This is a genomic window from Sphingomonas pokkalii, from assembly GCF_003096275.1.
GTDB lineage: Bacteria > Pseudomonadota > Alphaproteobacteria > Sphingomonadales > Sphingomonadaceae > Sphingomonas > Sphingomonas pokkalii.
This window is the reverse complement of the sequence record NZ_QENQ01000001.1, coordinates 1446554-1473074: the sequence shown is the minus strand read 5'-3', so window position 1 is coordinate 1473074 and position 26521 is coordinate 1446554. Positions and strand designations below refer to the sequence as shown.

Genomic DNA, 26521 nt, shown 5'->3' with positions numbered 1-26521 from the left:
CCCTTGCGGTATAGCGCGAGGCCTTCCAGAGCCCCGGCGGTCACGCGGAGAAATCCCGTGGAGCCGGGGCAACGCATTTCCAAGGGACTAGGCCGACATGGCACGCCGCCGGCAAATCTACGAAGGCAAGGCTAAGATTCTCTACGAGGGTCCGGAACCGGGCACGCTGATCCAGTATTTCAAGGACGACGCAACCGCCTTCAATGCCCAGAAAAAGGGCACGATCAACGGCAAGGGCGTGCTGAACAACCGGATCAGCGAGCATGTGTTCACCCTGCTCGCCGGCATCGGCATCCCCACCCATTTCATCCGCCGCCTCAACATGCGCGAGCAGCTGATCCGCCAGGTCGAGATCGTTCCGATCGAGGTGGTGGTGCGCAACGTCGTCGCCGGTTCGCTCGCCAAGAAGCTGGGGATCGAGGAAGGCACGCCGCTGCCGCGCACGATCGTCGAATATTATTACAAGGACGATGCGCTGGGTGACCCGATGGTCACCGACGAGCATATCCTGGCATTCGGTTGGGCGAGCCAGGAAGAACTGCACGACATGGCCGACATGGCCATCCGCGTGAACGACTTCCTCTCGGGCCTGTTCGCGGGCATCGGCATCCGCCTGGTCGATTTCAAGCTCGAATTCGGCCGGATCTGGGAGAACGAGTACGGCCGAATCATCCTGGCCGACGAGATCAGCCCCGATGGCTGCCGCCTGTGGGACATCGCCACCGGCGAGAAGCTCGACAAGGATCGCTTCCGCCGCGACCTGGGCGGCGAAGTCGAGGCCTATCAGGAAGTCGCGCGCCGTCTCGGCCTGTTCCCGGAAGGGGATGGCTCCGACGTGCTCGACCTCGAGACGCACCGCAAGAAGCGGGGCAAGTAAGCCATAGTGTATCCTCCCCCGGCGTGCCGGGGGAGGGGGACCATTCGCGCAGCGAATGGTGGAGGGGGCCTCGCCGCAGGCGGGCCCCTTTGTCGTTTCCCCCCTCCACCACCGTCTGCGGCGGCGGTCCCCCTCCCCCGTTTCGCGGTGGAGGAAACGACTGTTTCCACGTTTTACCGTTGCGACTTCGGCCCTCTCGCGCCATAGGCCCGGCCATGAAACTCCGCATCATCGTCACCTTGAAGAATGGCGTGCTCGATCCGCAGGGCAAGGCCATTCAGAACGCGCTTGGCGGCCTCGGATTCGAGGGCGTCGAGGATGTCCGCGCCGGCAAGATCTTCGAGCTGGACGTCGCCGATTCGACCAGCGACGCCGCCATCGACGAGATGTGCCGCAAGCTGCTCGCCAACACGGTGATCGAGAACTACCGAGTCGAAAAGCTGTGAAGACCGCGGTCATCGTCTTCCCCGGCTCCAACTGCGATCGCGACATCGCGGTCGCGCTGGAGAGCGTGACCGGCACCAAGCCGCACATGGTGTGGCACGGCGACAGCGAGCTGCCCGAGGGCCTGGGGCTGATCGCGCTGCCCGGCGGCTTTTCCTATGGCGACTATCTGCGCTGCGGCGCCATCGCCGCGCGCTCGCCGGTGGTGCAGGCGGTGATCGAGGCGGCCAATCGCGGCACGCCGGTGATCGGCATCTGCAACGGCTTCCAGATCCTCACCGAAACCGGGCTGCTGCCGGGCGCGCTGATGCGCAACGCCGGGCTCGACTTCGTGTGCCGCGACGTGCCGCTGGTGGTGGACAACAGCCAATCGATCTTCACCAGCGCCTACCAGGCAGGCGAGCAGCTCTCGATCCCCGTCGCGCACCATGACGGCAACTACTTCGCCGATGCCGAGACGCTCGACCGCCTCGAAGGCGAAGGCCGCGTCGCCTTCCGTTACGGCCAGAACATCAACGGGTCGGCGCGGAACATCGCGGGCGTGATGAACGCCGCCGGCAACGTGCTCGGCATGATGCCGCACCCGGAGCGCAAGATCGAAGCCGCGCATGGCGGCGACGACGGCCGCCGGCTGTTCGAAGGGCTGCTCGCCGCGGTCGCCTGACCGTCGCGACGACCGGATACGGGGCCGCGGTCCTAGAACCGCGGCCCTTTTCGTTGTCAAAAGAGCATCTTCAGTCCGACCACGGCGAGCGTCGCGGCGAGGATCGGCACCAGCACCTTGTCCGAGGTGCGCGTCGCCAGCAGGCTGCCGACGATGATACCGGGGATCGAACCGGCGAGCAGCGACACGAGCAGCGAACCGTTCACCGATCCCAGCATCCAGTGGCCGAGCCCCGCGAGCAGGGTCAACGGCACGGCATGCGCGATGTCCGACCCAACCAGCTTGTTCACCGCCTGATGCGGATAGAGCATCAGCAGCGCGGTCATTCCTAGCGCCCCCGCCCCCACCGAGGTCAGCGACACCAGCAGGCCCAGCACCGCGCCCAGGGCGATGGTGACATAGCCGATCCGCGCATCGCCCAGCCGCTCGAACCGGGGCGCCATGAACAGCACCAGCCGGCTGCGGAAGAAGGTTGCGATCGCCGTCACCACCAATGCGATGCCGAGCGTGACCGTAATCACCCCGCCGCTGTTCCTGGCATGCTCCTGCGCGCTGGACAGCAACAGCAGCGTCAGGATGGTCGCGGGCACGCTGCCATAAGCGAGCCGCCGCACGACCTTCCAATCGATCGTGCCGTGCAAGCCATGCACCCCGGCACCGACGGTCTTCGTGGCAGAGGCGTAGAGCAGGTCAGTGCCCACTGCGGTGGCCGGATGGAAGCCGAAGGCGAGGACGAGCAGCGGCGTCATCAGCGAGCCGCCGCCGACCCCGGTCATGCCGACCAGCAGCCCGACGAGCACCCCGGCGATGGAATAAAGCGGATTGAACGCGAGCACGGGAATCCTTGGCAACCGATTTCCCACCAGCATGCGGGGATTTTCCCCGAACGCCAGAAAGAATTGGTTTCAGGCCTTCGCGCCGGTTACGGCTTGCGGCCGGCTGCTGCTCAGACGCGCGTCGCGAAGGGCGTGAAATCGGTCCCTTCGTCGAACACGTCGACCCCTTCTGCACGCTTGAGGAAGCCGACGACCAGATAGGTGAGCGGCGTCAGCAGCACTTCCCAGCCGACCTTCAGCGCCCATTGGGTGAACAGCACCTTCACGACCAGCGCGTTGGTCCAGCCCTCGGCGCCCCAGAAAGCGAGCGGGTAGAAGATGAGGCTGTCGATCGCCTGCCCAGCCACGGTGGAGCCGACCGTGCGCGTCCACAGCATCCGCCCGCCGGTCCACAGCTTCATCCGGGCCAGCACATAGGAATTGACGAACTCGCCCGCCCAGAAGGCGCAGACCGAGGCAAGCACGATCCGCGGCACCTGCCCGAAGATCACTGCATAGGCCGCCTGGTTTTTCCAGTCCGGCGCCGGCGGCAGTTCGACGACCACCCACGACATGAACGCCATGAACAGCACTGCCGCGGTGCCTGCCCAGATCACCCGGCGGGCACGGGCATAGCCATAGACCTCGGTCAGTACGTCGCCGATCACGTAGGAAATCGGGAAGAACAGGATGCCGGCCCCGAACGGCCAATAGCCGACGCCCGGCAGCCACACCTGCGCCACCTTCCCCGCGCCGATCACGTTCGACAGCAGCAGGATGGCCACAAAGGCAGCCATCACAAAATCGAAATAGCGGAAATGCCCACCCGCCAGGCTGCGGGCGGCGACGTGCGAAGGGCGCTGCGGATCGTTCATCGCCCGCCACTATGCGAGGCGTTTGCCCCTCGCGCAATCTGCGCTTAAAGGCATCCGTAACGCGCGCCCGTAGCTCAGTTGGATAGAGCACGAGCCTTCTAAGCTTGGGGCCGCTGGTTCGAATCCAGCCGGGCGCGCCATTTTATATCAATAGTTTAGCGCACGTTCTCGACGCTCTCCGGCGAGCCAAAATGCGCGTGCGTAATCGCCACGTAATCCGGCGCACGAAGCTTTGCGTTCTCCGACTCGGCCATTGGCTGGCGCAAAGGGGAATAGACCCGCACGCCCCAAGCGTTAACAAGAGTGCTCGGCAGCCGAGGCAAGCGAGGTTTAAGCTTCCCGCCTCCTGCAAGCGTTGGCGGGGGGATAGAATATGGAAGCGAAGATGCTGCTGTGGACGAAGGTCGCAGCAATCGGACAACGTTTCGGCATATCGGTCACGCTCCTTGTCGGTCATGTATCGACCGCGATCGACGTAATCCGCCGCTAGACCGATTGTCGTAGAGAACGGATCGAGGCGACCATAGGCAACGTAGCGGTTGCCGACTTTCACGCTATACGGCTGCCATCTGTTGGCAATCAGGAGGTTCTTTGCCTTCTCGTTGCTGGGGCCACCCCCGGTTATCAGGCCCTTCTGCGCAGCCTCTACGGCCATCATGGTTGCGGCGCTGCCCACCATCCAACGCGCGATTGCGAGGTCGCGCTTTGCTCCGCCTGCCTTGAAGTCGCGGCTCCAGGCCCACAGCGCAGGAGCAGCCGGCGACCGCTCAGCGGCGAACTTCACGAGATTGGTGGGCGTCCTGACGAACGGAATGAACAGCTTGAGCGGCCATGCCTTTTGCAGGAAGGCCACCCCAGCGTTGCCCGCTTCACCGAGCGGTCGTTGGAAGGTGAGGAGCTACTCGCCGACATAGCTGGCCTCCTTAACAAGGCTTAACCGGCGCGGGGGTTTTGGCCCCCGCGCCGACGGCTTGTAAGGGCCACGTGGCAATGCCGCGCGGCCCTTTTTCCTGGCAAATCGTTTGCGGCCTTCGCCAGAATTGCTGGCTGGCCCAGCCCCTGATTCCAAGAGATGAATGGACGCGACTCTACTTAGGCTCTTGCGCTTGCTCTGCGCGCCTATCAAGACCAAACGATGCTGGTATTCATAGACGAGAGCGGGGACGCTGGCTTCAAGCTCGACAAAGGTTCAACGCAAGTCTTCGCAGTCGCCATGGTTATCTTTGACGATAACGACCAAGCGAAGCTCGTTACGGATGCCCTTGAGACCCTTCGCAGAGATTGGCCGGCCGTCAAGGAATACAAGTTCAGCAAAGCCAGCGCCGATTTAAGAGACGCGTTCTTCGAAACAGCTGTGAAATTTAGATTCCGCGTCCGCGCGCTGGTTGTGCAGAAGGACCTGATTAGATCTGGACACCTGCGGTCCAACACGGAGGCATTTTATCAATTCTTCGTTAAGACCATGATGAAGTTTGATAATCAGCGCTTGCAGATGAGCTGCCCCCTTCTGAGTGGTCCATCGACTATGACAGTTTGGACCAAGGAAGGGACGAAGAATGCCTGCGAAGACCAGCACCCAAGGCCGCCTGAACGATGCGGCCCGGGGCCACACCCGAAATTACACCACGTTGACGGACACGACCCGTCTGCACCGAGTTCGCCATCATTAAAGCACCGCACTGCAGATCACGCGGCCCTATCGTCGAAAGATCCGCCTGCGGGATCCCCATCGCGGCAAGCTCTTCGCGCGTGCGCGCCACGCCGTCCTCGTAACACCGCCGCATCCATGCTTCGATCGTCGCATAGGTTTGCACGTCCGCCGGTCTGGCATCCGGGAAGCGACCGCGCATCCAGCCGAAATCGCCGGGATCGAACCTGCCTTCGCGGAAATATGGCGCTAAAGCGGGCGGCGGATCGGATGCCGCCGGGAGCAGAATGGCGGCAGCACACAGGGTGAGAACCCATTTGATCCGCATACCAATATCCCCTCCGTTATGCCGAAAGCCTGCCCTGAAATTGCATGCAGGGCCATTGCGTTTGACTGCCGCGCGCCCTCCCTTGCATCGGCGTAGATCGCATAGAAACCGAAGCGACGGGTGCCCGCATACCACCGCCATTACCGTACAGGCGAGCATGTATTCGCCAAAGTGCTGGAACAAGCACCGCAGATTCAGCGCCAATGGATCCCCGCCTGCGCGGGGATGACGGTTTGGTTTTGCGCCTTTTGAAAGCCCGCGGCCCGAGTGGATCGCAGCAGCAGAAACGAGCCGATCGGCGAATTCCCTACCCCCGCCCCGGCTCCACCCGATCCGCCAGCCGCGCCATTGCGGCTGCATGGATTCCTCGCGTCGTCGCCAGCACGCCATATGCCTCGCCCGCGGGGGTGTTGAACGCCAGAGGCTGCCCCAGCGCATCGGTCACCGCCGCCCCCGCCTCGCGCGCGAGCAGCACCGCGGCGGCGATGTCCCATTCATGGCCCCAGCGCAGCGTGGCGACGAGGTCGGCCTCGCCTGCGGCGACCATCGCGATGCGCAGCGCGATCGAATTGGGCTTGGGGACCATCACCAGATCGCGATCGACCTTGGGGAGCTGATCCGCGGGCACCCGCGCGCCGGGCAGTTCCGTCCGCTCCGCCGCGCGGAGGGCGACGCCGTTGCGCCACGCCCCCTCGCCGGCCAGCGCGGTCCACACTTCGCCGCGGGCCGGCGCATCGAGCACGCCGATCACCGGCTGGCCGCGCTCGACCAGCGCGATCGAGACCGCCCAGCCGGGCCGCCCGCGCAGATAGTCGCGGGTGCCGTCGATCGGATCGACCACCCATAGCCGCGCCGCCGCCAGGCGATCGGCATTGTCGACCGTTTCTTCGGAGAGCCAGCCGGCTTCCGGCACCAGCCGCCCGAGCCGTTCGCGCAGCAGCGCGTCGACTTCGAGGTCGACGGCGCAGACCGGGTTGCCCGGCGCCTTTTCCCAGCGCGCGAAATCGCTTTGCCAGCGCAGCATCGCGTGCTGCCCGGCCTGGGCGGCGATCGCGGCGACCTGGGCGGCGAGCTCACGCACCGGCGATCGTCATCCCGTCGATGCGCAGCGTCGGCGCGTTGATGCCATAGCGGAATTCGAGGTCGTTCGCGGGAGTGAGCGCGCGGAACATGTCCTTCAAATTGCTGGCAATGGTGATTTCGGACACGGGGACGGTGATCTCGCCCTTCTCGATCAGGAAGCCCGCCGCGCCGCGGCTGTAATCGCCGGTGACGCCGTTCACGCCCTGGCCGATCAGTTCCACCACCAACAGGCCATAGTCGATGTCGCCGATCAGCGTTTCGGGCGGGATCGTGCCGGCTTCCATATAGAGGTTGCTGGGCGAAACGCCCGGCGCCCCGCCGCCGCCGCGCGTGGCATGGCCGGTGGGCTCCAGCCCCAGCTGGCGCGCGGCGGCGCTTTCGAGCAGCCAGGTCTCCAGCATCCCGTCGCGGACGATCTGCAGGGGCTGCACCGGCAGCCCCTCGCCATCGAAGGGGCGCGAGCGGATGCCGCGCGGGCGGTGGGGATCGTCCCAGATCGTCACGCCGGGGGCGAACACCTGCGCGCCCAGCGCATCGAGCAGGAAGCTCGTCCGCCGCGTGATCGATGCGCCGGAGATCGCCCCCATCAGATGGCCGAGCAGCCCCGAGGAGACGCGGCGATCGAACACCACCGGCATGGCGCCGCTGGGGATCTTGCGCGGGTTGAGCCGGGCGACGACGCGCTCGCCGGCGAGTCGGCCGATCGCCTGCGGCGAATCGAGCAACGCGGCGTGGCGGGCGGAATGATGGGCATGATCCCGCTCCATCGCGCCGCCGCTGCCGGCGAGCACGCTGGCGGAGATGCCATGGCTCGACTGGGCATAGGCGCCGGCGAAACCATGGCTGGTCGCGAGGGCGAGCTGCACGCGGCTGGCCCCCGCGCCGGCGCCTTCACTGTTGGTGACGCCGGGAACGGCGCGGGCGGCTTCCTCGGCAGCGAGGGCGCGGGCCTTGAGCGCGGCGGGCTCCACCTCGGCACCGTCATCGAGATCGAGATGCGGAGGGCGCCCGTGCAGCAGCCGGTCTTCGGGGGCGAGGCCGGCCCAGCGGTCCTCGGGGGCTTCGCGCGCCATGGCGACGGCGCGGTCGACCAGGGTGGCGATGGCGTCGCTGCTCAGGTCGCTGGTCGAGACGCTGGCCGAGCGCCGGCCGACGAACACCCGCAGATCCAGTTCCTGCGCCTCGGAACGCTCGACATCCTCCAGCGCGCCCAGCCGGACGGAGACGGAGAGCGAGCGATCGGCGGAGAAGACGGCGTCGGCGGCGTCGGCCCCGGCGCGGCGGGCACGCGCCACCGCATCGGCGGCGCGCTCCAGGGCCTGTTCGTTGTTCAGCATCCCCGCGATCTAGGGGCGCGGGGAGACAAAATCAAAGTCCGGACATTCCGACGACGGCGCAGGCGGCGACCATCAGCAAGCCGGTGTCGCGATTGGCGCGGAAGCGATGCAGCGCGTTGGCGCCGTCTACAGGCTTGAGCGTCGCGATCTGCCAGGCAAGATGCAGCGCCGCTGGCAGCAGCACGACCAGCGCCAGCGGATCGGGGCGCACGGCCCAGAACGCCGCGCCCCACAGCGCCAGCGCGCCCGCATAGAGCAGCCCCACCCCGCCGCGGACATGGCGGCCCATCCGCCGGGCCGAAGAGCGCACACCCACGATCGCATCGTCTTCGACGTCCTGCAGCGCGTAGATCGTGTCATAGCCGATCACCCACAGGATCGTGCCGGCATAGAGCCACCACTCTGCCCCCTGCCGGCTGGCGAACGCCGCCGCCGGATCGCCGGCGACAAACCCCACCACCGCGCCCGATCCGAACACGATGCCCAGGAACGCCTGCGGCCACCAGGTGATGCGCTTCATGAACGGATAGGCGGCGACCACCGGCAATGTCACCAGCGACCAGAGCTTGGCCGGCCAGGGCATCGCCAGCCACGCGCCGAGCCCGATCGCGAGCAGCACCAGCAACCAGGTCCAGGCCGCGCGGACCGAGACCGCGCCGCTGGGCAGCGGGCGGCTGCGGGTGCGCTCGACCTGCGCGTCGAGGTCGCGATCGACGATGTCGTTATAGACACAGCCCGCGCCGCGCATCGCGATCGCGCCCGCCAGCATCGCGCCGATCCGCCACCAGTCGCCATTGGGCAGGCCAGAGAGCAGCGCCCCCCAGGCACAGGGCAGGAACAGCAGCCACCAACCGATCGGCCGATCGAACCGGGCGAGCAGCGCATAGGGCCGCCAGGCACGCGGCAGCAGGCCGAGCAGGCCGCGATGCTCGGTATCGGGAACGATGGGAGTGGCGCTGGTCATAACGTGCCTGCTGCCATAGATGCACGCGCGCACCCAAGCCGAAATTTTTCGGGCATATTTTGGCGCCAATCGGGGCATAGCGGAGCGCGTGGGTTTGACCGGGAGGGAAATGATGCGGAGTTTGCTGGTCGCAGGATGCTTGCTGGCGCTGACGGGAGTGGCGCACGCGCAGGACAGGCCGGAGCCGCCGCGTCCGCGGGGCCTGTTCATCAGCCCGATGGGCGAGCCCTTTCGCGGGCAACCGGACGGCAAGGCGCCGCAGGATGCCTGGTTCGACGGCGCCGACGCCAATCACGACGGCGCGCTGACTCTCGACGAGTTCCGCGACGACGCGGCGCGCTGGTTCAAGGTGCTCGATCGCAAGGGCGACGGCGAAATCGACCCCGGCGACATCGAAGTGTATGAAACCGTGCTCGCCCCCGAGGCACGCGGCGGCGGATACGAAACCGGCGGCCCGACCATGGGCAGCGACGGCCAGGTCAAGGCAGCGGATGTCGGCTCTACCCGCGTGCTGAGCGGCCTTGCCCGCTTCAACTATCTCGGCAGCCCCGAGCCGGTGACGGCCGCCGATTCGAGCCTGAACGGCGGCGTTTCGATGATCGAGTTCATGGCCGCGGCCAAGCGCCGGTTCGACCTGCTCGATACCGATCATGACGGCCGGATCACCAGGCAGGAGCTCCCCGAACTGCGTGCGGGCGGAAAGCGGCGCGGTCGCCGCTGAGGGGGGGCGATGGACGCGGAGGGCTTCACCCGGCTAAAGCCCCATCCCATGCCCGCAACCCCCGCCTGGCCGCCACAATCCGCCCCCCGCCTGTTCGTCGACGGCCCGCTCGAACCTGGACTTCGCCGGATCGACGGCCCGCAGGCGCATTATCTGGGATCGGTGATGCGGCTGAAGCCGGGCGAGGCGGTGAAGTTGTTCGACAACGCGAACGGCGAATGGCTCGGCATCGCCCGCGATATCGGCAAGCGCGACCTGACGCTGGAGATCACCGAGCAGCTGCGCTCGCACGAGGCGGTGCCGGACCTGTGGCTCTGCGCCGCGCCGATCAAGAAGGGCCGCATCGACTGGGTCGCGGAGAAAGCGTGCGAACTGGGCGTCGCGCGGCTGGTGCCGGTGCTCACCCGCCGCACGGTGATCGACCGGCTCAACCTCGATCGCCTGCGCAGCCACATGATCGAAGCCGCCGAGCAATGCGGCCGCACTGCGCTGCCCGAACTGGTAGAGCCGGTGAAGCTCCCCGCGCTGCTCCGCACTTGGCCGGAGACCCGTGCGCTGTTCTTCGCCGACGAGACCGGCGGCGTGCCCGCGCTGGAGGCAATGCGCGGCCATCCCGGTCCCGCCGCGATCCTGGTCGGCCCCGAGGGCGGATTCGACGCCGAGGAACGCGAATCGATTCGCGCCGTTCCGCAAGCCATCGGCATCGCGCTCGGCCCCCGCATCCTGCGCGCCGAGACCGCGGCGGCGGCGGCGGTGAGCCTGTGGATGGGCGCCGCCGGCGACTGGTAAACCGACCGGTACAAAAATCCGCTGGCGTCGTTTCGTCGGCATCGTTAAGGGCGCGAAAATGAGCACCAAGACCGTTTCGACCAAGACCGCGGCGGTCATCGAGGATCGCGCCCAGCTGGTGGAATATTTCGCCAAGGGCGAGAAGCCGGCGGAGCGCTGGCGCATCGGCACCGAGCATGAGAAGTTCGTCTACTGGATGGACGGCAGCCACCGCGCGCCCAGCTATGAAGAGCGCGGCGGCATCCATGCGCTGCTGATCGGCCTCACCGAATTCGGCTGGAAGCCGATCTACGAGGGCGAGCACGTCATCGCCCTGTCCGGCCCCGACGGCGCGATCAGCCTGGAGCCGGCCGGCCAGTTCGAGCTCTCCGGCGCACCGCTGGAAAACCTGCACGACACCTGCGCCGAAACCGGCCGCCACCTCAAGCAGGTCAAGGCGGTGGGCGACCGGCTCGGCATCGGCTTCCTCGGCATGGGCATGTGGCCGGACAAGACCCGCGCCGAGCTGCCGATCATGCCCAAGGGCCGCTACGAGATCATGCTGCGCCACATGCCGCGCGTGGGGAGCCTCGGGCTCGACATGATGCTGCGTACCTGCACGATCCAGGTGAACCTGGACTATGCCAGCGAAGCCGACATGGCGAAGAAGTTCCGCGTCGGCCTGGCGCTCCAGCCGCTGGCGACCGCGCTGTTCGCCAACTCGCCCTTCACCGAGGGCAAGCCTAACGGCTATCTCTCCTATCGCAGCCATATCTGGTCGGACACCGATCCGGCCCGCACCGGCATGTTGCCCTTCGTGTTCGAGGACGGCTTCGGCTATGAGCGCTATGCCGACTATGCGCTCGATGTGCCGATGTACTTCGTCTACCGCGACGGCAAGTATATCGACGCGGCGGGCCTGAGCTTCCGCGACTTCCTGAAGGGCGAGCTTTCGGTCCTGCCCGGCGAGCTGCCGACGATGGACGACTGGGCCGACCATCTCTCCACCGCCTTCCCCGAAGTGCGGATGAAGCAGTTCCTCGAGATGCGCGGCGCAGACGGCGGCCGCTGGGGCCGCATCTGCGCGCTGCCGGCGCTGTGGGTGGGCCTGCTTTACGATTCGGGCGCGCTCGATGCCGCCTGGGATCTGGTGAAGGGCTGGTCGATGGAAGGCCGCGAGGCGCTGCGCAGCGCGGTGCCCAAGCTGGCGCTGGATGCGCCGCTGCCGGGCGGCGGCAAGCTGGCGGACATTGCCGGCGAAGTACTGGACATCGCCGGCGCGGGCCTCAAGGCGCGCGGCCGGTTGAACGGCTCGGGGGACAACGAGTCCGGCTTCCTCGATCCGCTGCGCGAGATCGTGCGGACCGGCAAGGTGCCGGCGCAGGTGCTGCTCGATCGCTACCATGGCGACTGGCAGGGGGACATCACCCGGGTCTATGGCGAGGCGAAATTCTGATCCTGCGATCCTCCCCCGCCAGGGGGAGGTGTCAGGCGCAGCCTGACGGAGGGGGAGGAAGCACGACGGCTGGTCGGTCGCTTACCTCCCCCTCCGTCGCCTACGGCGCCACCTCCCCCTGGCGGGGGAGGATAAGAGACTTTAGCGTTCCCAGCTTTCAAGCTTGCTCACGGCGTCCGCATACGACGCTTCCAGCGCCGACATCCGGCTGTCCCGCAGATGGATCGACAAAATCAGATCCTTGTACGGGAGCCGGGCGGTGCACAGGCCATCGCCCGAATTGTCTGCAAGCGCAAAGCAACTCACCGGCGCGGCAGCGACGTTACCGCTGGCGCTTGGCAGTTCATACCGCCAGAGTACCCCATCCCTATTTTTCCGCATTGCTACACCACGCCACGGCGGCATTGTTGGAGCGCAGACCGTATGATTTACGAGCGCCTCCGATCCGGCTGCGCGCGAGCAAATCTGCTTCTTGCTCTCAACGCCTATCAAAATCTGCGCGCGCAAATCTGCTTCGGGATTGAGACAGAAGGAGAATCCATCGCCCGGTCCGGGAAGTGGAAGAAAAAAGGGCGTTGAACTATCCGGAATATCGTTCGCTGCCGGAACGGCGAAGACATGACCGTTCAGCTTGCGTGTCCCGCTGGAGAAGAAGACAAGACTTCCAACGACGCCTAGAGCTGCAAGTGCGAGCCACTTCATGCTCGGCATCTACGCCCAAACGCTCGCGGGCTCAACGGCGTCCACGTTATGGGCAACGGCAGGAACGGCCTTTTGATATCGAGGCGCATTGAGGCAGACTCGTCCCACCACACGCCGTCGTCCCCGCGAAAGCCGGGATCCATTCGCCTATCGCTCGCGGCAAGAGCCGATGGCGAGACCCCAATGGACCCCGGCTTTCGCCGGGGTGACGAAATGGGAGCAGCGATGGGTTCTTATACGTGCAACTTGGTATGGCTCCCCTCCCGAACCGGGAGGGGAGTTCCAGGAAGGTCGACTCAAACCGTCGGCTTGCCGTCCACGCGCGCCGGCACACCCGCACCGTCCCGCAGGTCCGCCGGGAGCAGTGCTTCCGGCAGGTCCTGGTACGACACCGGGCGCAGATAGCGGCCGATCGCCAGCGTGCCCACCGAGGTGCTGCGGCCGTCCGAGGTCGACGGGAACGGACCGCCATGGACCATCGCGTCGGTCACTTCCACGCCAGTCGGCCAGCCATTGGCGAGGATGCGGCCGGCGAGGCGCTCCAGCGACGGCAGCAACTCCTGCGCGATGGCAACGTCGGCGTCGTCCATGTGCAGCGTGGTGGTCAGCTGGCCTTCGAGCAGCGAGATGACCTTCTTCAGCTCGTCGACGCTGGCGCAGCGCACCAGCAGCGAGGTCGCGCCGAAGATTTCCTCGGCATGGCTCGGATCGGCGATGAAATCCGCGCCCTTCATCGTGAACAGCGCGCCGCGCGCGCAGGTCGGGCCCTGCGGCTCGACGCCCTGGGCGATCTGTTCGACGGTCGGCACGCCCGCGAGCTTCGAGACGCCGCTCTCATAGGCCTTGTGGATGTTCGGGGTGAGCATCACCTGCGCCGGCGCGCCGAGCATCGCTTCGCTGGCGGCCGCCAGGAAGCGCTCCAGCGCCGGGCCTTCCAGCGCCAGCACGAGACCCGGATTGGTGCAGAACTGGCCCGCGCCCATCGTCACCGAGGCGACATAGCCCTTGCCCAGCGCCTCGGCGCGGGCTTCCAGCGCCGCCGGCAGCAGGAAGACGGGGTTGATGCTGCTCATCTCGGCATAGACGGGAATCGGCACCGGGCGGCTCTGCGCGATGCGGACCAGCGCCAGGCCACCGCCACGCGAGCCGGTGAAGCCCACCGCGGTGATGCGCGGATCGCGGACCAGCGCCTCGCCCAGCTCGTTCGCCGTGCCGGCGACCATCGAGAACACGCCCGCGGGCATGCCGGTCTTTTCCACGGCACGCTGAATCGCGCTCGCGACCAGCTCGGCCGTACCCGGATGCGCCGGGTGGCCCTTCACCACCACCGGACAACCGGCGGCGAGCGCCGAGGCGGTGTCGCCGCCGGCGGTCGAGAAGGCGAGCGGGAAGTTCGACGCGCCGAACACCGCGACCGGGCCCAGCGGCACCATCCGCAGGCGCAGGTCGGGCTTCGGCAGCGGCGCGCGATCGGGGATTGCATGGTCGATGCGGACGCGCAGATAATCGCCCAGGCGCAGTTCCTTGGCGAACAGGCGCAGCTGGCCGGCGGTGCGGCCGCGCTCGCCCTGCAGGCGGGCCTGGGGCAGGCCGCTTTCCTGCATCGCGCGCTCGATCAGTTCGTCGCCCAGCGCTTCGATCTCCTCGGCGATCGCTTCGAGGAACTTGGCACGTTCCTCGCGCGACAGGCTCGAATAGGGCAGGAACGCGGCTTCTGCAGCGGCGCAGGCGGCATCGACGTCTTCCAGCGTCGCGGTGCTGAAGCTGGGCTCGATCTCGCTGCCGGTGGCGGCGGCAACGGCGCGGAAGCCGGCGTCGCGGGCGACGCGCTTCGATGCGATGAACAATTCTCCGGTCAGCGCCATGGCGAGATCTCTCCGATTGGATAATGAAGTTAGCGGTAACAGTATGGGCGGCAGGTAGGCGCTGGACGTTCGCGGCGCAACCGCCCCGACGTCCAATGCCGACAGCCCGGGCAGGGAATCCAGCGAATGCCCTGCCCGTTCGAGGGCGCTAATACTCCGGGCAGATGCGATGCGCTAACCCAAATTAGCCGGTGCCGGGATATTTCAAACCTTTGCACAGTTAGGCCCCGCACGATCTTCGAAAGGCAGTGCGGATGGCGACGGCGACGGCAACAGGCCCCACTGCCACGGGCGGCGGCGACCGCAGGCGCGCCACCCGTGCGCTGCAGGCGCTGAACTTCTTCATGGCGGACATGCAGGCGGGTATCGGCCCGTTCCTCGGCGTGTTCCTGCAACAGCGCGGCTGGACCGCGGGGCCGATCGGCACGGTGATGACCGCGGGCGGGATTGCCGGCATGGTGATGACCGCCCCCGCTGGCGCGTTCATCGACCATACCGAGAAGAAGCGGCTGGTGGTAATCGTCACCGGCATCTGCACGCTGCTCGCCTCGTTCCTGATCCTGTTGTCGCAGGCCGGCTGGGTGGTGACGGTGAGCCAGATCGCCACGGCGATCGCCGGCGCGATGATCGGCCCGGCGGTGGCGGGCATGACGCTGGGGATCGTCCGCCAGCGTGGCTTCAACGCCCAGAACGGCAGGAACCAGGCGTGGAACCATGCCGGCAACATGGTCGGCGCCGGCCTGTCCGGCTGGCTGGGCTGGAGATATGGGATGTCGGCGATCTTCCTCCTCGCCGCCTTGTTCGGCGCACTCGCGATCAGCTGCGTGCTGCTGATCCCCGAACGCGCGATCGACCATGCCGCCGCACGCGGGCTGGAGGCTCAGGCGGGCGAAGACCAAGGCAGCAAGGCGGAAGGATTCGCCGCCCTGTTCCGTACCAAGCCGCTGCTGATCCTGGCGGCGGCGCTGGCGTGTTTCCACCTCGGCAACGGCGCGATGCTCCCGCTCTATGGGCTGGCGGTGGTTGGCGCGGGCAAGGGCGATGCGGCGCTGTTCACCGCGACGACGGTCGTCGTGGCGCAGGCGGTGATGATCGTCGCGTCGCTGGTGGCGATGCGGATCGCGGCGGGGCGCGGCTATTGGCTGGTGCTGCTGATCTCGTTCGCGGCGTTGCCGCTGCGCGGCGCGCTGGCGGGCAGCTTCATCGAGCATTGGGGCGTGTGGCCGGTGCAGGCGCTGGACGGCATCGGCGCAGGGTTGCAGAGCGTGGCCGTGCCGGGGCTGGTCGCCTGTATGCTCGACGGCACCGGGCGGGTGAATGTCGGGCAAGGCGCGGTGATGACGGTGCAGGGCGTCGGCGCCTCGCTAAGCCCGGCGATCGGCGGCTGGCTGGCGGAAACGATCGGCTTTCACGCCGCCTTCTACCTATTGGGCAGCTTCGCATTGGTGAGCCTTGCGCTGTGGATCGGCTTTGCGGCTACGCTGCGGCCCGCCTGCGCCGGGGTTCCGCCCCGGCACGCATGAGCAGCGCGTCGAGATTGGGTACGCACCGCCCCAAGCAAAACTATCTCCCCTTGTCGCGCCGGCCCGCTAGCATTGCCCCAACAGGATAGATGCGCCTTTTGAGAGGAACGACAATCATGCCCGATCGCCCGCTGCACCCCGAAACCCTGGCGCTGCACGCCGGCTGGCGCGCCGACCCGAGTACCGGCGCGGTGGTGCCACCGATCTACCAGACAACCTCGTACCAGTTTCGCGACACCGACCACGCGGCCAACCTGTTCGCGCTGCGCGAGCTCGGCAACATCTATACCCGGCTGGGCAACCCGACGACGGACGTGCTGGAGCAGCGCATCGCTGCGCTCGAAGGCGGTGCGGCGGCGCTGGCGGTCGCCTCGGGCCAGGCCGCGTCGGCCTATGCGGTGCAGAACCTCGCCCGCGCCGGCGACAATATCGTCAGCGGCACCGACCTGTATGGCGGCACCTGGAACCTGTTCGCCAATACGCTGAAGGACATGGGCATCGAGGTCCGCTTCGTCGATCCCGCCGATCCGGAGGCGTTCGTGCGCGCCAGCGACGAGCGCACCCGCGCCTGGTATGTCGAGACGCTGCCCAACCCCAAGCTGATCGTGGCGCCGATCGGCGAGATCGCGGCGCTGGGCCGGCCGCTGGGCATCCCGCTGATCGTCGACAATACCGCGGCACCGCTGATCGCGCGGCCGTTCGACCATGGTGCCGCCATCGTGGTCTATTCGACGACGAAGTATATCGGCGGCCACGGCACCTCGATCGGCGGGATGATCGTCGATGGCGGCAATTTCGACTGGGAAGCGTTTCCGGAACGCCAGCCGCTGCTCAACACGCCCGATCCCAGCTATCACGGCGCGGTTTGGAGCCAGGCGGCCAAGCCGCTGGGGCCGATCGCCTATATCCTGCGCGCCCGCACCGTGCTGCTGCGCGATCTGGGCGCGGCGCTGTCGCCCACCAACGCCTTCCAGATCCTTCAAGGGCTGGAAACACTGCCGCTGCGGATGCCGCGCCACTGCGAGAATGCCGCCAAGGTTGTCGCCTATCTGCAATCGCGGCCCGAGGTGACAAGGGTGATCCATCCCTCGGTGCAGACCGGCGTGCAGGCCGAACGCGCCGCACGCGTGCTGACCGGCGGCCAGGGCGGGCTGGTCGGTTTCGAGCTGGCGGACGGCAGCGCGGCAGGCCGGGCGTTCATCAACGCGCTGCAGCTCTTTTACCATGTCGCCAATATCGGGGACGCGCGCAGCCTCGCCATCCATCCAGCATCGACCACCCATTCCCAGCTTTCGGCCGAGGAGCAGGCCGTGACCGGCGTGTCGGACGGCTATGTCCGCCTGTCGATCGGGCTGGAGCATAGCGACGACATCCTCGCCGATCTGGGCCAGGCGCTGGACAAGGCGGCGGGCGCGCGCTGATCCGGCCGCGCGCGGCCGCGTACCCTACCGCAGGTCCCGGATCGAACGCGATGGCGGGCGGGCTTCGGCGCGCACCCGCCATCGCCGACGCATGCGGCGCAAGTCCCGTTTCGCCTTGCGCAGCCCCATCCAGCTGCCGGTGGCGCAGACCAGCGTGACCATGGCAAGCAACGGCAGCACCACGAGATCCCAGACCGGGCGCGACCGAAGGCCCGGCAGATCGAGCCGGTGCAGACCGTCCTGCAGCCAGCGATAGGCCCGCGCATTGCCGTCCACCGCGCACAGCAGCTTCCCGCTCTTCGCGTCGATATAGAGCCGGGTGGCCTCGCGATCGGCGCGCACCGCCCGCCATACCGGCAGGGTCACCGGGGCCTTGTGGCCGTAATAATAGGCATCCTCGGTCGTCAGCAGGTGGAGGCTGGCGAGCGGCGGGCCGGTGCGAAGTGCCGCTGCCAGCGCCTCGCGTCGCAACGGCGCGGGTTCGCCCCGGTCGTCGAAGCGCATCGCGGTGCCGGACCCGCCGATCGCCGCCAGGAACAGCCGTCCGCCCATGGCGACGCTCTCCACCCGGCGGGTATCGGCAGGGATGCGATCGAGCCGGGCAAGCGCGGCGCGCACCCCGCCCCAGGTCATCGTTCCGGCGAGTTGCCGGCGTTCGGCGGCATCGGCGCGGCTGTCGAGGAACCCCCAGGGATTCATCGAGAGCAGCCCGCTCGCGACCCAGCTCAGCGTCAGCATCCCGAAGACCAGCCCGAAGACATGGTGCCACCACCACAGCCCCGTATAGGGCGAACCGAAGCTGCCGTCCTTCCGCCGTCGCAACCGGGCGATGCCGACCCAGATGCCGGTGACCGTCAGGAAGCAGCCGATCAGGGAGGTCCAGATCACCACCTGGCTCCAGGCAGCGCCGTTCTGGCGGAGGAGCGTGGGATAGAGCCAGTGCGGCACCGCGCCGAGCCAGCCCCAGAAGCGCTCGAAGCGCGTCGTCTGCTGGACGATCTCGCCGCTTCTGCCGGCAACGTACACGCTCGTGCCGGCCGGATCGGCATAGTCGACGCGGGTGAGCGGCCGATTGGCGCGGTAGGTCTGCACCGTCCACTGGTCGATGCCGGTCTCTGCCATGCGAATCGTCGCGCCCGAAATGCCGGTCTGCGCGGCATAGTCGGAGGCGATCCGGCGGATGTCGGACGGCGCCAGTTCGGCCAAGCGCGCACCAGTGGCGAGATCGTAGCTGCCCGGCGTCGCGCGCGCCTGCTCGATCCGCCGCGCCGGTGCGGCGGCGGGGACGATGCGCAGAACGGTGCGGCCGGCCATGGCCTCCAGCCGCGCCGAGGCCAGGGGCAGATCGTCCGGCAGGTCGATCCGCGCCAACGCTGCCGCTGCCGGCAGCCGCAGCGGCGGCAATCCCCGCACCTGCTCCGCCGGGGTGAGCCGCGGATAATCGACATACATCATCACGAAGCCCGACAGGCACCAGAGCGTCATCACCAGCCCGATGACGACGCCCAGCCAGCGGTGCAGGACGAGGACCGCCTTGGGCATCGTCAGAACCCCAGGCCGTAGCTGACGCGCAGCGTCCGCGGCACGCCGCGGGTGAAGTAGAGGAACCGCCCCACCCCGCTGTCCGGCACCGCGGACTGGAAGCCGCGCGTCGCATAGTCGCGGTCGAAAAGATTCTCGACGTTGATGGCGAAACGGTGCCGCCGCGCGGCATCGGGAAAGAGCTGCACGCCAACATCGACGATCGCGTACTTGCCATAGTTGCGCCGGCCGAAGCCGCTCGCCGTGGCATAGGCATCGCCCACCCAGTTGACCGAGGCGCTGGCCCCGACCGGAAGCGTGCGCGGCCGCCAGGCGAGCGTGCCGCGGGCCAGCTGCTCGGGCGTGCGGTCGCGCTGGAGCGACGATCCCGCATTGCGCGCGCGGGCATAGGTGTAGCTCGCGTCGAGATGCCAGGCATCCGCGATCACCGCACCCAGCACCAGTTCCGCGCCGCGCACGTTCACGCGCGACGCCGAATTGCGGTAGATGCCATCCGGATAGGCGGGGTTGGCGGTATCGATGTCGATCAGATGATCGATGCGCCGGGCGAACACCGTGGCCTGCCAGTGGAAACGCCCGCCCGCCAGCGTACCGCCGAGGCCTGCATTGACGCTGAGGCTCTCTTCCGGCTTGAGGTTGGGATTGCCGCGCTCGCAACAGGGATCGATCTGGTAGAGTTGCGAGGCGCTGGGCAGCAGGAACGAGGTGCCGCCATTGGCCTGGGCGAACAGATTGTCAGCCAGCTCCATCCGGCCGGTGACGTTCCACACCGTCTTCCGGGATCCGCTGCCGTCATTGTACCGCAGCCCGGCCGACAGCCGCGCGCGGCGCGAGAGATCGTCGTTGGTACGGATCTGGAAGGTGCCGGCGTGGACCCGTTCCTTGGTCGCGGCGATGCGCAGCACATCGTCGCGCCCGCTGAACTGCTGGAAATCATAGCCGATCAGGTAATCGAGCCCGCGATGCGGCCGCAGTTGGACCAGCGCGCTGCCGCCATAGTCCTTGAAGCCCCAAAAGGTGCCGGCGGGATAGACGACGATCGGTGCGCCGCCGCCTACCGGGTTGCGGATCTGGACATAGGCGGTCTTCCAGTCGTGGAAATAGCCCTTGAGGAACAGCTGCACCACATCGCTACCGACATAATCGAGCCGGACGCTGGCGATCTCTTCGTTGCGATCATTGCGGCTTTCGCGGGTGCGGGTGGGGCTGAGATTGTCGAGCTTCGCCTCGGTGTGGATATATTGCAGGTTGAACCGCCAGTCGGGGCCGAGATCGTAGCGATATTTGCCGCCGACCGACCACAGGTCGTAGCCGCGGGCACGATCGGTTGCGCTGGGCTCCATGCGGCTATAGGGCCGATAGCCTTCGGAGCGATTATACGCGCCCCAGGCGACGAACTGGTGCCTTCCCGATCCACCCCGCACATAGCCGCCGAGGTTGGTGCCGCCGAAGCTATCGACGCCGGCGTCCAGCTGGCCGCCAAAGCGATCGGCAAAGTCGCGCGTGACGACATTGATCACGCCCGCGGCGGCCTGGGTGCCGTAGAACAGGCTCTCGCCACCCTTCAGCACCTCGACCCGTTCGATCATGCTGGCGGGCAGCGTGTCGTTCGGCGAGGTGCCACCATAAAGCCGGTTGTTGATGCGGATGCCATCGACAGTCCACAGCACGTCCTGGGTCCGCGAGCCCTGTAGCGACACGTCGACATAGCTGAACGGCCCGCTGCCGGGCTGCACGTAGAGGCCGGGCACGGTGCGCAGCGCCGTCGCGACATCGACCGCGCCGCCTTCCCGGACCTGGGTTTCGGTGAGCAATGCGAGATCGCTGCCATAGCGGGCACGCTGGCGCGGCAGCGTTTCCTCCAGGCTGGTGCCGGTGACCACCAGCGTATCGGCTGCGTCCTCGGTCTGCGCATGGGCAGGCTGGAAGCAAGCGGTAGCCGCAACGGCGAAAGCGGCCGCACACCGCGAAAGGGAAAGGACGTTCATCAATGTTACCCCCGGCGTCGTCGACGTCGGGCAGGAGCGTGCCGTTCACGCGAACGGTCGGCGCACGGCGCCGGCCGGACGCCATGGGCGACCGACGCACGTGACCGATGCGGCTCCCGCCGCTCGTTCGTCGCTCAGACGGAGTACACCGTGCCGCGGCCATCCCCTGGACCAAGGCAAGAGCGACCAGACGCCGGCAGGTCTCCTGGCTCACGGGTCGTCGCTCGATGCACGCCTTCCCAGGCCCTGGGGCCCAGTGGCTGCTTCCGTGCTGGAAGCCCGTGCGTCTCGCTCACCGCTTACAGTTGCAGGGACAGCCTCGGATTCGGGCGGCATGCCGCCTTCACCGCGTTCCCTTTTAAGCCTCTCGTCGAGGCACCGGCGCGATCTTCGCTCGCGGCAAGGAATGCCGGAAGCATTGCTTTGGTAGATGCACGCGGCGGGTACCGCAAGGCATCGGATGGTTGTTCCCCAGCGTCGGTGCCGGCACGCCCCGCGCCCCGCCTTTTCCAGGCAAGCCGCCCGACAGGCAGATCCGAGCAACGCAGTGCTATCTTGAGAAAATTCTAACGATACAGCCCCGGCCTGGACCGCGAAGGCCGCCCTTTGCCGATGCGCGCGTTTCTGCGCCTCTCCCCAGTCCCGCCGGGTACCGGACGAACCTTGCGTGCCATGCTCTCCTCCTGTTTCTCGTTGCTTTCGAGGCGGACGCTATGTTCGGGAAGGCATGGCGGCAAAGGCCGCAACGGTTGGGTTACGGTGCGTTCGCGCCGGCGTAACCCCGCGCACGGGTTTCAACATCGCCATTGCGCTCCCTCGACCAGGGGCAGAACCGACCGGCGCCGCCCGATCGGGAGGGGGAGCGACAACAGAGCAAGGCAGCGTACTCCAACCCGCGGACCCGGTTTGCGGTGCGGGGGGCCAAGGCCTGCCCCCAGGGATGCGTCGGAGCCGATGCCCGGCGCATTGCGAGCGACCGACAATATCACGCCGCCGCCGCCCAACGCCCAAAGGGTATCGAAAAACGGGGCCCATTCCGTCGGAAGATGCATGGCTTTGCGAGAATGGCTGCGGCCATTTCCGTTGGGCGCGCACCGATGGGGCCTAAGCGTAACGGCAGCCTGAAGACGGCGGATACGCGATGGTCAGCAGCAACTATCGCCGAGAACGTACTATTCCGAAGAGCCGACGCCACCACCGTCACAAGAACGTCTTGCTTGCCGCACGCCGGTCGGACACGATCTTGGCCTGTCTATGCCACTTGGCCAACCCGGCACGGCGCATAGGCCTCGTCGCTCAAATCGCGGCCACAGCGACCTGCAGAATCGCAGTATCGGAACGACCGCAAGTATCACCGATTCTAACAATGGCAATATATTTAACGATCGAAACGGAGTCACATTTCGATTACACTTGCGTGCCAAGCAAAATCATCATTGGCATATTTCGACAAATACGTAATGATGATCACTCGCGATGACGTCACAGCATCGCGCGAGGGGGAGCGGGCCATGCTGATCATCTTGTGCATCGCTATCGGCGTGTTGTGGGCCCTGCGCGCGCAGTGGCGGGGGGCGGCGCTGGAACCGGTGCCAACAGCCGATTCGTCCACGCCGCGTACCGAAGCACCGGCGCCGGCCGCCAGCATCGATCTGGAGGAAGGCCGTAACTTCGGCGGGAACGGCGCTGCCGCTGATCCCGCCGTTCCCGCCGAGCCGCTGGTGCGGGCTCGCAGCCAGCTCACCGCCGCAACGCGGCTGGTGGTGCTGGGGGGCATCGGCAAGCTGCTGTTCGCGCCTCTGCTCTGGTGCGTCACCGGCGTGGTCCTCGCGCAGGCACGCTTCCTCTTCTATGAAGCTTGGCATTCGATCACGGTAGAACGCAAGCCGCGCATCGTCGTCGTCGACGCCATCACGATGGTGTGCAGCCTGGTTTCGGGCTGGTTTTTCATCAACGTCATATTGTACTGGTTTTACCGTCTTTTCAATTACATCGCACTCCGGACCGAAGATCATTCGCGGAGCAAGCTGATCGACGTCTATGCGCGCCAGCCACGGGTCGTGTGGGGCCTGGTCGGCGGGGTGGAGACGGAACTGGCGTTTGAATCCCTGCAAGCGGGCGACCTGATCGTCCTGCGCGCCGGCGATCTGGTGCCGGTGGATGGCGAGATCGTTGAAGGATCGGCCAGCGTCGACCAGCATATCCTGACGGGAGAGTCGCAGCTGGCGGAGAAGGCACCCGGCGATGCGATTTTCGCATCCACCATCGTGGTGTCGGGCCGGCTGGTGGTGCGATCGCGCGAAACCGGTGCCGCGACGATGGCGGCCCAGGTTGGCGCCGCGCTGAACGCCACCAACAGCTATGCGGCGACGGTAGAGGCCCGCGGCATGGCCCTGGCCGACAAGGCGACGATACCGTCGCTGCTGGTCGGCGCCGCCGCGCTCGCCGTGCAGGGGCCAGGCGCCGGTCTTGCCGCACTTGCCGCCGATTTCGGTTCCGGGATGCGCGTGCTCGGCCCGGTGGCGGTGCTGAAGCATCTGCAATCCGGCGCGCAGAGCGGACTGTACATCAAGGACGGACGCTCGCTGGAGTTGCTACGATCGGTGGACACGATCGTGTTCGACAAGACCGGCACGCTTACCCTGCCGCAGCCGCTGCTGATGCGCACCCATGGCTGGGGAGAAGATCCCGCGCGGGTGCTGGCGCTGGCCGCGGCCGCCGAGATGCGGCTGACGCACCCGATCGCGCGGGCGATCGTGGCAGCCGCCCAGGATGCCGGCCTCGCGATACCGGCGGCGGACCAGAACAGCTACGATATCGGGTTCGGCGTACGGGTCGACCTGCCCGACGGCGTCGTCCGCGTCGGCAGCCTGCGCTACCTGGAGGCGGAGCATATCACCGCCGATGCCGAAGCAAGGTCAGCCGAGGAGGCCGCCCATGCGATCGGCCACTCCTTCGTCTTCGTCGCCCTGGACGAGCGGCTGATCGGCGCGGTCGAGCTGCAGCCCCAGCTGAAACCCGGCGCGGAATCGACGATCCGGCAGCTGAAGGCGATGGGCCTGGGCGTCGTGATCCTTTCGGGTGACCATGCCGTGCCGACACGCGCGCTGGCGGAGCGGCTGGGCGTGGATCGCCACTTCGCGGGCGTGCTGCCGCAGGGCAAGGCGGAGATCGTACGTGGATTGCAGGCCGAAGGGCATTCGGTGTGCTTCGTGGGCGATGGCATCAACGATTCGATCGCCCTGAAGGCGGCGCAGGTATCGGTATCGTTCCACGGCGCATCGACGATCGCGACCGATGCCGCACAGGTTGTGATGATCGAGGAGAGCCTGGAGACGCTGCTCCTGCTGTTCGAACTGTCGCGCAGCCTGGATGCGAACATGCAGCTTAGCTACCGCATCTCCATGGTGAGCACCGGCGCGGTGATCGGCGCGACGATCCTGTTCGGTGCCGGGCTTGCCGGTGCCGTCGTCGTCGCCAATATCGCCCGCGTCACCGGGCTGATCAACGCAATGCGGATGCCGGACACCCACCGGGAGGGTGCGGCGAACCCGACACTGGATACCGCAGCCGAGCCTGCCCATGCGCCGTCGCCGCGCGCACTCGGCGCCCCCGCAGCCGCCGTTCCCGGTCTATCGTGAGGAACTTCCCCCTATGTGCGGCATAACCGCAATCTACAGTCCCCGTCGCCCGATCGATCCGCTGCTACTGGACCGCGGCCTGGCCGCACTCCACCACCGTGGGCCGGATTATCGCGGCCGCTGGTTCGCGCCGGGGGGCAGCGTGGCACTGGGCCACACGCTGCTCGCGGTGACCGACCTGGCCGGCGGCCACCAGCCCATCCCGGACGCCGACGGCAACCGCGCGATCACCGTCAACGGCGAATTCTATGGCTGGGAAGCGCTGCGCGACGCCTTGCGCCAACAAGGATATCGCTTCCGCACCGGGTCCGACAGCGAAGTCGCGCTGCACCTGCACCATCGCCTAGGCGCCTCGTGCCTTGCGGCGCTGCGCGGCGAATTCGCCTTCGTGCTGTGGGACGAGACACAGCGCACCTTGTTCGCCGCACGCGATCGCTATGGCATCGCACCCCTGCTCTTTGCCGAGCATGACGGGCAGACATTCTTCGCCTCCGAAGCGAAGGCACTGTTCGCGATGGGCGTGCCGGCGCGCTGGGACGAGGAAGCCGTGTTCCTGCAAAGCCACGGCCTGCTGGCGCCCGGCCGCACGCTGTTCGCCGGGGTACGGCAGCTGGAACCCGGCCATTTCCTGACGCTGGGCGATGGCGGACTTTCGATCCAGCGCTACTGGGATATTCCAATCCCGCTGGCACGCGACCTGCCCGATACCGACCTGCCCAATGCCGCGGAGCGCCTGCGCGACGACATCGTCGAAGCGGTGCGGCTGCGGGTGCCCGGATCGGCGGTGCGCTGGGGCATGTATCTGAGCGGGGGTGTCGATTCTTCGACGGTTGCAGGGATCGTCACCCGGGAATTCGGCCACAGCGTGCCCGCCTATACCATCCGTTTCGACGACCCGGACTATGACGAAAGCGCCACCGCCCAACGCACCGCACAGGCGCTGGGGTTGGCGCTGAACGAGGTGCACGCTCCCGCCGACGCACTGGCCGACGCGCTGGACAGCGCGATCGTGCACACCGAAACGCTGATCGGCAATCTCGGCCCCGCCGGCAAGCTGCTGCTCAGCCGCAGGGCGCGCGCCGATGGCCTGCGCGTGGTGCTGACCGGCGAAGGCGCGGACGAAACGTTCGCCGGCTATGACGAACTCTGGCCCGGCCCGCCCGCCTGGGCGGAGCATCCGCAGCTCGCCTTCGGCTATCGCCTGCTGGGCGGGATGCCGGAATGGCTGGGCGGCAGCGTGCTGCGCGGCCAGGCGGAAATGGCGCTGCTATCGCCCGACATGCGCGCGCGTTTCGGGGCCACCGATCCGCTACGCCTGTTCCTCGACAGGTTCGACCTTGCCGGCGCGGTGGCGGATCGCGACCCGCAGGACCGGTCGCTGTATCTATGGGCGCGGTCGGCGCTCGCCAATTTCCTGCTGCGGTCGCTGGGCGACGGCGTGGAACGCGCCAGCTCGATCGAAGCCCGCCTGCCGCTGCTCGACCACCGGATGATCGAAACGGCGTTCGCGGTGCGGGGCCGCCCGCCGGCCGAACGGCCTGCCATCACCAAAAGGCTGCTGCGCCACGCGGTGCGCCCGTTCCTGACCGATGAAGTGTTTGAAGGGCGCAAGCGGCCCTATCTGGCGCCGCCGGTTTCCCGGGCGCCGGACGGTCCGCTGCTGACCCGGCTGGGCGACTTGGTGCACTCGCGCGCGCTGGACGATCTTCCCTTTGCGGATGCACCGGCGCTGCGCCGCCGCTTTGCCGCGTTGGGCGAGGAGCAGGGGATGACCCTGCACGCCGCGGAGCGGACGCTCCAGCGCTTTGCCAGTGCGTGCATACTGCAACAGGCCTTCGGGCTCAGCTGAGGAACATGTG

General features: G+C 67.2%; 21 protein-coding genes, 1 tRNA gene, 1 pseudogene and 1 riboswitch. Of the genes and pseudogenes, 12 read left to right on the top strand and 11 right to left on the bottom strand.

Annotated elements, in window-relative coordinates; all coding sequences use genetic code 11:
- The first annotated feature begins 97 nt into the window (after positions 1–97).
- The 3 genes from purC (at position 98) to purQ (ending at position 1985) form a co-directional block, all read left to right on the top strand.
- Positions 98–877 carry a phosphoribosylaminoimidazolesuccinocarboxamide synthase gene (gene purC / locus DD559_RS06665; RefSeq protein ID WP_116468496.1) on the top strand — a complete coding sequence of 260 codons (780 nt, stop codon included), beginning with the start codon at positions 98–100 and terminating at the stop codon, positions 875–877.
- 215 nt (positions 878–1092) lie between these two features.
- The gene (gene purS, locus DD559_RS06660; protein WP_116468495.1) at positions 1093–1323 is read left to right on the top strand and encodes a phosphoribosylformylglycinamidine synthase subunit PurS; all 231 of its coding nucleotides are present in this window, start codon (positions 1093–1095) and stop codon (positions 1321–1323) included.
- Entirely contained in the window at positions 1320–1985 is a 666-nt protein-coding gene (purQ, locus tag DD559_RS06655; protein WP_116468494.1) for a phosphoribosylformylglycinamidine synthase subunit PurQ, read from the top strand. Before purS ends, purQ begins: the two co-directional genes overlap by 4 nt.
- A 56-nt stretch (positions 1986–2041) precedes the next feature.
- On the opposite strand, the gene DD559_RS06650 is transcribed toward purQ, so the two are convergent.
- Positions 2042–2854: a sulfite exporter TauE/SafE family protein gene (locus DD559_RS06650; RefSeq protein ID WP_116468493.1), complete on the bottom strand. Its 813-nt coding sequence runs from the start codon at positions 2852–2854 to the stop codon at positions 2042–2044.
- A gap of 77 nt (positions 2855–2931) precedes the next feature.
- Positions 2932–3675: a queuosine precursor transporter gene (locus tag DD559_RS06645; protein ID WP_116468492.1), complete on the bottom strand. Its 744-nt coding sequence runs from the start codon at positions 3673–3675 to the stop codon at positions 2932–2934.
- Between the two features lie 63 nt (positions 3676–3738).
- Here DD559_RS06645 and DD559_RS06640 point away from each other — a divergent pair.
- Positions 3739–3815 (top strand) — tRNA-Arg (locus DD559_RS06640).
- 2 nt (positions 3816–3817) lie between these two features.
- On the opposite strand, the gene DD559_RS19605 is transcribed toward DD559_RS06640, so the two are convergent.
- On the bottom strand, positions 3818–4528 hold the full coding sequence (locus tag DD559_RS19605; protein ID WP_133243789.1) for a hypothetical protein: 711 nt from the start codon (positions 4526–4528) through the stop codon (positions 3818–3820).
- A gap of 282 nt (positions 4529–4810) precedes the next feature.
- Between DD559_RS19605 and DD559_RS20365 the strand changes: the two are divergent.
- Positions 4811–5098 (top strand): annotated as a pseudogene (locus tag DD559_RS20365) (DUF3800 domain-containing protein); the annotation flags it as partial.
- A 100-nt stretch (positions 5099–5198) separates the two neighbouring features.
- Here DD559_RS20365 and DD559_RS20110 read toward each other — a convergent pair.
- The 4 genes from DD559_RS20110 to ubiA all read right to left on the bottom strand — a co-directional run bounded on the left by DD559_RS20110 (position 5199) and on the right by ubiA (position 9035).
- On the bottom strand, positions 5199–5651 hold the full coding sequence (locus DD559_RS20110) for a hypothetical protein (protein WP_240610148.1): 453 nt from the start codon (positions 5649–5651) through the stop codon (positions 5199–5201).
- Between the two features lie 307 nt (positions 5652–5958).
- Positions 5959–6732 (bottom strand): 3'(2'),5'-bisphosphate nucleotidase CysQ, encoded by a 774-nt coding sequence (locus DD559_RS06625; protein WP_116468491.1) that lies wholly within the window; start codon positions 6730–6732, stop codon positions 5959–5961.
- Complete coding sequence (locus DD559_RS06620) at positions 6725–8071, bottom strand: TldD/PmbA family protein (RefSeq protein WP_116468490.1); 1347 nt, start codon at positions 8069–8071, stop codon at positions 6725–6727. The genes DD559_RS06625 and DD559_RS06620 overlap by 8 nt, the downstream gene beginning before the upstream one ends.
- A gap of 31 nt (positions 8072–8102) precedes the next feature.
- The gene (gene ubiA / locus DD559_RS06615; RefSeq protein WP_116468489.1) at positions 8103–9035 is read right to left on the bottom strand and encodes a 4-hydroxybenzoate octaprenyltransferase; all 933 of its coding nucleotides are present in this window, start codon (positions 9033–9035) and stop codon (positions 8103–8105) included.
- A 112-nt stretch (positions 9036–9147) separates the two neighbouring features.
- Here ubiA and DD559_RS06610 point away from each other — a divergent pair, with 112 nt between their 5' ends.
- From DD559_RS06610 to DD559_RS06600, 3 genes are read left to right on the top strand one after another with little or no spacing between them, the layout of a single operon-like run.
- On the top strand, positions 9148–9756 hold the full coding sequence (locus DD559_RS06610; RefSeq protein ID WP_165831024.1) for an EF-hand domain-containing protein: 609 nt from the start codon (positions 9148–9150) through the stop codon (positions 9754–9756).
- A gap of 48 nt (positions 9757–9804) precedes the next feature.
- On the top strand, positions 9805–10545 hold the full coding sequence (locus DD559_RS06605; RefSeq protein WP_116468487.1) for a 16S rRNA (uracil(1498)-N(3))-methyltransferase: 741 nt from the start codon (positions 9805–9807) through the stop codon (positions 10543–10545).
- 58 nt (positions 10546–10603) lie between these two features.
- Positions 10604–11980, top strand: a complete 1377-nt coding sequence (locus tag DD559_RS06600) for a glutamate--cysteine ligase (protein ID WP_116468486.1) — start codon at positions 10604–10606, stop codon at positions 11978–11980.
- A 141-nt stretch (positions 11981–12121) separates the two neighbouring features.
- Here DD559_RS06600 and DD559_RS19600 read toward each other — a convergent pair whose 3' ends face one another.
- Together DD559_RS19600 and DD559_RS06595 are read right to left on the bottom strand one after the other, a co-directional pair.
- Positions 12122–12682: a hypothetical protein gene (locus tag DD559_RS19600; protein ID WP_133243788.1), complete on the bottom strand. Its 561-nt coding sequence runs from the start codon at positions 12680–12682 to the stop codon at positions 12122–12124.
- Between the two features lie 296 nt (positions 12683–12978).
- Positions 12979–14547, bottom strand: a complete 1569-nt coding sequence (locus tag DD559_RS06595) for an aldehyde dehydrogenase (NADP(+)) (protein ID WP_116468485.1) — start codon at positions 14545–14547, stop codon at positions 12979–12981.
- 254 nt (positions 14548–14801) lie between these two features.
- On the opposite strand from DD559_RS06595, the gene DD559_RS06590 reads away from it, so the two are divergent.
- Entirely contained in the window at positions 14802–16070 is a 1269-nt protein-coding gene (locus tag DD559_RS06590; RefSeq protein WP_116468484.1) for an MFS transporter, read from the top strand.
- Between the two features lie 116 nt (positions 16071–16186).
- On the top strand, positions 16187–17491 hold the full coding sequence (locus DD559_RS06585) for an O-acetylhomoserine aminocarboxypropyltransferase/cysteine synthase family protein (protein WP_116468483.1): 1305 nt from the start codon (positions 16187–16189) through the stop codon (positions 17489–17491).
- Between the two features lie 24 nt (positions 17492–17515).
- On the opposite strand, the gene DD559_RS06580 is transcribed toward DD559_RS06585, so the two are convergent.
- Both DD559_RS06580 and DD559_RS06575 read right to left on the bottom strand, forming a co-directional pair.
- On the bottom strand, positions 17516–19033 hold the full coding sequence (locus DD559_RS06580) for a PepSY domain-containing protein (protein ID WP_116468482.1): 1518 nt from the start codon (positions 19031–19033) through the stop codon (positions 17516–17518).
- 2 nt (positions 19034–19035) lie between these two features.
- Positions 19036–21021: a TonB-dependent receptor plug domain-containing protein gene (locus DD559_RS06575; protein WP_116468481.1), complete on the bottom strand. Its 1986-nt coding sequence runs from the start codon at positions 21019–21021 to the stop codon at positions 19036–19038.
- A 178-nt stretch (positions 21022–21199) separates the two neighbouring features.
- Positions 21200–21419: riboswitch (cobalamin riboswitch) on the bottom strand.
- 1113 nt (positions 21420–22532) lie between these two features.
- On the opposite strand from DD559_RS06575, the gene DD559_RS06570 reads away from it, so the two are divergent.
- Together DD559_RS06570 and asnB are read left to right on the top strand one after the other, a co-directional pair.
- Complete coding sequence (locus DD559_RS06570) at positions 22533–24662, top strand: heavy metal translocating P-type ATPase (RefSeq protein WP_165831022.1); 2130 nt, start codon at positions 22533–22535, stop codon at positions 24660–24662.
- Between the two features lie 13 nt (positions 24663–24675).
- Positions 24676–26511 carry an asparagine synthase (glutamine-hydrolyzing) gene (asnB, locus tag DD559_RS06565; RefSeq protein WP_165831021.1) on the top strand — a complete coding sequence of 612 codons (1836 nt, stop codon included), beginning with the start codon at positions 24676–24678 and terminating at the stop codon, positions 26509–26511.
- Positions 26512–26521 lie beyond the last annotated feature (10 nt).